At 53.8% G+C, this 3,599-nt stretch carries 8 protein-coding genes and 1 pseudogene; all 9 read left to right on the top strand.

What is annotated here, in order from left to right; all coding sequences use genetic code 11:
- Positions 1-51: 51 nt before the first annotated feature.
- A pseudogene (locus tag HP459_RS23625) lies at positions 52-216 on the top strand (DNA cytosine methyltransferase); the annotation flags it as partial.
- Complete coding sequence (locus HP459_RS21950; protein WP_253939670.1) at positions 205-807, top strand: phage N-6-adenine-methyltransferase; 603 nt, start codon at positions 205-207, stop codon at positions 805-807. The pseudogene HP459_RS23625 and the gene HP459_RS21950, both read left to right, overlap by 12 nt.
- Positions 804-1,022 (top strand): hypothetical protein, encoded by a 219-nt coding sequence (locus HP459_RS21955; RefSeq protein WP_171936837.1) that lies wholly within the window; start codon positions 804-806, stop codon positions 1,020-1,022. The genes HP459_RS21950 and HP459_RS21955 overlap by 4 nt, the downstream gene beginning before the upstream one ends.
- Positions 1,019-1,585, top strand: a complete 567-nt coding sequence (locus HP459_RS21960; protein WP_171936838.1) for a hypothetical protein — start codon at positions 1,019-1,021, stop codon at positions 1,583-1,585. Before HP459_RS21955 ends, HP459_RS21960 begins: the two co-directional genes overlap by 4 nt.
- An 88-nt stretch (positions 1,586-1,673) precedes the next feature.
- Positions 1,674-1,958, top strand: a complete 285-nt coding sequence (locus HP459_RS21965) for a hypothetical protein (RefSeq protein WP_074171145.1) — start codon at positions 1,674-1,676, stop codon at positions 1,956-1,958.
- A 2-nt stretch (positions 1,959-1,960) separates the two neighbouring features.
- On the top strand, positions 1,961-2,182 hold the full coding sequence (locus tag HP459_RS21970) for a TraR/DksA family transcriptional regulator (RefSeq protein ID WP_171936839.1): 222 nt from the start codon (positions 1,961-1,963) through the stop codon (positions 2,180-2,182).
- Positions 2,179-2,916, top strand: a complete 738-nt coding sequence (locus tag HP459_RS21975) for a hypothetical protein (protein ID WP_059453065.1) — start codon at positions 2,179-2,181, stop codon at positions 2,914-2,916. The genes HP459_RS21970 and HP459_RS21975 overlap by 4 nt, the downstream gene beginning before the upstream one ends.
- A complete protein-coding gene (locus HP459_RS21980; RefSeq protein WP_154849171.1) occupies positions 2,894-3,133 on the top strand; it encodes a DUF4222 domain-containing protein in 240 nt (79 codons plus the stop codon). The genes HP459_RS21975 and HP459_RS21980 overlap by 23 nt, the downstream gene beginning before the upstream one ends.
- A 9-nt stretch (positions 3,134-3,142) precedes the next feature.
- Complete coding sequence (locus tag HP459_RS21985) at positions 3,143-3,499, top strand: DUF551 domain-containing protein (RefSeq protein ID WP_171936840.1); 357 nt, start codon at positions 3,143-3,145, stop codon at positions 3,497-3,499.
- Positions 3,500-3,599 lie beyond the last annotated feature (100 nt).

The following is a 3,599-nucleotide window of genomic DNA, read 5'->3' on the forward strand; positions in this document are numbered from 1 at the left end:
TTGCCATCACCCAGTGGAGGAGGTCAACCTGCTGCAACAATGACCCCAAACATGGAGGTCCGACGCCTAACTCCAATTGAATGCGAGCGTCTTCAAGGCTTTCCTGACAATCACACCAAGATCAGCTGGCGCGGGAAGGATGCTGATGAATGCCCGGACGGGCCACGCTATAAAGCCATCGGCAATAGCATGGCGGTGCCGGTTATGCGCTGGATTGGTGAGCGCATCGCCGCAGCTCTGCCAGCCGAGAAGCTGAATGGTAATTATGGCGGTAGTAAAACACCGCTTGACCAGCGCGACCTCTGGCGCACACCACCAGCCCTTTTCGCTTCCCTTGATGCTGAGTTTTGCTTTCAACTGGATGCCGCCGCCGCACCGCATAACGCGCTGTGCCGGAAGTTCATCACCGCTGAGCAAAACACGCTGGAAACGCCCTGGGCTAATTACCTGAATGTGCCTGGCTACGTCTGGATGAATCCTCCTTACAGCGACATCACGCCGTTTGTGAAGAAGGCCGCCGCCGAGAGCAACAATCAGATCGGCACGGTCATGCTGGTTCCGGCAGACACTTCGGTTGGCTGGTTTAAGGAGGCTATCCAGACCGCCAGCGAGGTTCGCTTCATCACTGCCGGACGGCTGGCATTTATCAACCCGGTCACCGGTAAGCCAGTATCGGGAAATAACAAAGGTTCGATGCTTATCATCTGGCGACCGTACCCGCGAACACACTGCCACTTCGCAACTGTGGACCGGGACGAGCTGATGGCTTTCGGGACGAAACTTCTCGCCCGCCGGGAGGCCGCATGACGCCAGAAACAGACAACGCCATCCGCGCCGCATGCCGCCGCTGCACCGAGGAAATCCAGCAGGCCATGCGCAAGAAGCCAAAGCCTAACTGGAACGAAACGGTGCCTCCCATCATCAACAAGCATCACAAGAAAATAGAAGCTCTGGGAGTTAGCCTCCTGGAGTTCGTCGTATACACAGGGCGGCTTAATCGCCACTTCGGAGTTGATTCATGAGCAATTCGATAGCAGACGGAGCGAAATTAAATCCGGAAACATTCGCAGATTTCATTGAGCGCTTGAGGTATCACCATCGCGGCGATGGTGTTAATCGTCACGCCACCGCCGATCCGATTTTCATGGTTCAGAAGCAGGCAACCATTTATGGCCTGGCAGAAGAGTACGGCGAATCGAAGATAGTCCATTTCGAAGAATGCGAATGGGACAGCCCTCAAGAGTATTGGGACGATCTGGATGAACAACAGCAGGAAGAGTTAAACGCCTTCTGCATTGACCAGTGCGACACTGCATTTACCGATCTCGATGAAGATGCTCAGTGGGAAGTGCTGGCTGACCTTGACGGCCACACTGTCTGCGGTACACGTAAAGAGTGGCAGAACATCAACGCTCATTTTACCCGTGAAGCAGCGGAGGCTTTCATTCGCCGCAAACAGCATGATTATCCTCCTCTGCGGGTCTACGTCGAGAGCATGTACTTCGGCTGGGAGTATCAGGAAATCGTCCGCGCTCTATGCGATGGAAGGCTGGTGCTAGCCGAAAAAAATGGCGGTGAAGCATGAAGGCACTAATAACCAGGTCGCTAAAGCGGCCTTTTTTATTGCTGGCGTTCACCTTCAACCGAATTAACCGACAGTTCGCGGAGTGACTATGGAAGATTTTAAAGGCACTAAAGGTAATTGGTCATATAGCAAAGAGACCGGAACAATTCGCGGTGATGGTGGCCTTCTCGCTGAGTTACTGATTAATGGTTCCGAAGACGATAACGGCACGCTCATGGCCGCAGCGCCGGATTTACTGGAAGCGCTTCAATCCCTGTTCGACAACTATAAGCAGCTCGCTGATTCAGGTGATGCCGGTAACTGGCGACTCGAAGATGAACCTGCCGGAAAGAAGGCGCTGCATGCCATCAACAAAGCACTCGGTAAGGAGTGATTATGGCCGACATCATCGACACCGCAGCAGAGATTGAAGAGCTTCAGCGTAACGCTGCCCTTTCAGCTCACCGCCTCAACCGCAACGCTGTATCAGCTGAGCGTTGTGAAGAATGCGACGAACCAATTCCAGAGCCGCGGCGCGCTGCTGTTCCCGGCTGCCAGACATGCGCGGATTGCCAGGGTGTTATCGAACTGAGGAATAAGCAGAGGGGGATCCAGTGAAAGAGCGCGGAATGATTTTCAACGGCGAGATGGTGCGCGCCATCCTCGACGGCCGGAAGACGCAGACACGCAGGATCATGAAGGTACAGCCTGTCCTCAATGGTAGTTTTTATGAGGTATACGGTGCTGGATGGGTCCGGAGCATGAAATCTGTTCCTACAATTCCAGGACACAGCCTTGCCAGTAATTGTCCATTCGGTCTGGTTGGCGATCGCATCTGGGTACGGGAAACGTGGGGAGTAGTGAGTCATGAACTGGATGAGGACGGTCGCATTCAGCCATGGAACCCTGACCGTCCTGCCACAGCCATTCACGAAATGCCGTTTGGTAGTGGTTACTACACTGGTCACGCTATCTACGCAGCAGATGGGGATTTTACCTGGGGTGATGACGATGGCTATGAAGATGGCCGTTCGTGCTGGAAACCATCTATCCACATGCCTCGCGCAGCCTGTCGCATTCTGCTGGAAGTTACCGGCGTGCGGGTGGAGCGCTTGAATGGCATCAGTGAAGCGGATGCAGAAGCGGAAGGAATCGACATGGATGCACTTGCTGACTCACAGGACTGTTACGACTGCATTGCAGACCACAATATGACCGGAAGACCAACGGCAACAGGCGCATTTAAGTACCTGTGGGAATCAATCTACGGCGAGGAAAGTTGGAAGGCCAACCCATGGGTTTGGGTAATTGAATTTAAGGTGGTGCCCAATGTTCAGGATAATCCAGCCTAACACCTGGTACGCCGATCTACATGGCGCGCCCTGCAAAATCCTCCGCTCTACCCACGAAGTAATCCACTACATCCGCAACGGTCGCACCTGCATCGCCAGCATGGGCCGCTTTCAACACGAATTCGAGCCACTGACCAAAGCACAGGCTGAGCGGATCGACGAAGAAATCGAAACAGCAGAACACCTGAAGAAGCTGCGTGCCCAGCGTGCGGCATGAGGAGTAATTATGGCAACAATGAAACAACTCGTTGAGTCAGAAATAAGTGACTTCTTTGCTATTTTTGCCAGCCCCGGCGAGCCGGTGACTATTGAGGAGGCGCAGAAAACGCTTCTCTCACGAATTTCCCCTTTGCTCAGCACCGATATGTCATGGATCAAATGCGCCGAACGTCTTCCAGAAACACATGAACAGGTTTTGGTTAACGATCTCAATGGTGAGGGCGTGCTTATTGCCTGGCGGGCTGAATGGCAGAGCGTTTCCGGCCCCACAGGAAAGTGGCAGTGGATTTTCCAGATCGAAGGCATTGAGCATGAAGACGTTCGAATCGAAGAGTGGCTCCCATACCCAACCCCTGCTGCCTGACGCAACTGATAGCCAGTTATGAGCTGGCTATTGGGTGCGATAGCACTGCTCCGTTATCCCTTTTGCCCGGTACGCCGGGCCTCTTTTTGCCTGGAGACAC

Source organism: Enterobacter sp. CM29 (assembly GCF_013179605.1).
Classification (GTDB): Bacteria; Pseudomonadota; Gammaproteobacteria; order Enterobacterales; family Enterobacteriaceae; genus Enterobacter; species Enterobacter intestinihominis.

What these genes read in the sequence shown, in the direction of transcription:
- HP459_RS21950 (WP_253939670.1), top strand. Translation starts at nt 205, where the DNA reads ATGCGCTGGATTGGTGAGCGCATCGCCGCAGCTCTGCCAGCCGAGAAG.
- HP459_RS21955 (WP_171936837.1), top strand. Translation starts at nt 804, where the DNA reads ATGACGCCAGAAACAGACAACGCCATCCGCGCCGCATGCCGCCGCTGC.
- HP459_RS21960 (WP_171936838.1), top strand. Translation starts at nt 1,019, where the DNA reads ATGAGCAATTCGATAGCAGACGGAGCGAAATTAAATCCGGAAACATTC.
- HP459_RS21965 (WP_074171145.1), top strand. Translation starts at nt 1,674, where the DNA reads ATGGAAGATTTTAAAGGCACTAAAGGTAATTGGTCATATAGCAAAGAG.
- HP459_RS21970 (WP_171936839.1), top strand. Translation starts at nt 1,961, where the DNA reads ATGGCCGACATCATCGACACCGCAGCAGAGATTGAAGAGCTTCAGCGT.
- HP459_RS21980 (WP_154849171.1), top strand. Translation starts at nt 2,894, where the DNA reads ATGTTCAGGATAATCCAGCCTAACACCTGGTACGCCGATCTACATGGC.
- HP459_RS21985 (WP_171936840.1), top strand. Translation starts at nt 3,143, where the DNA reads ATGGCAACAATGAAACAACTCGTTGAGTCAGAAATAAGTGACTTCTTT.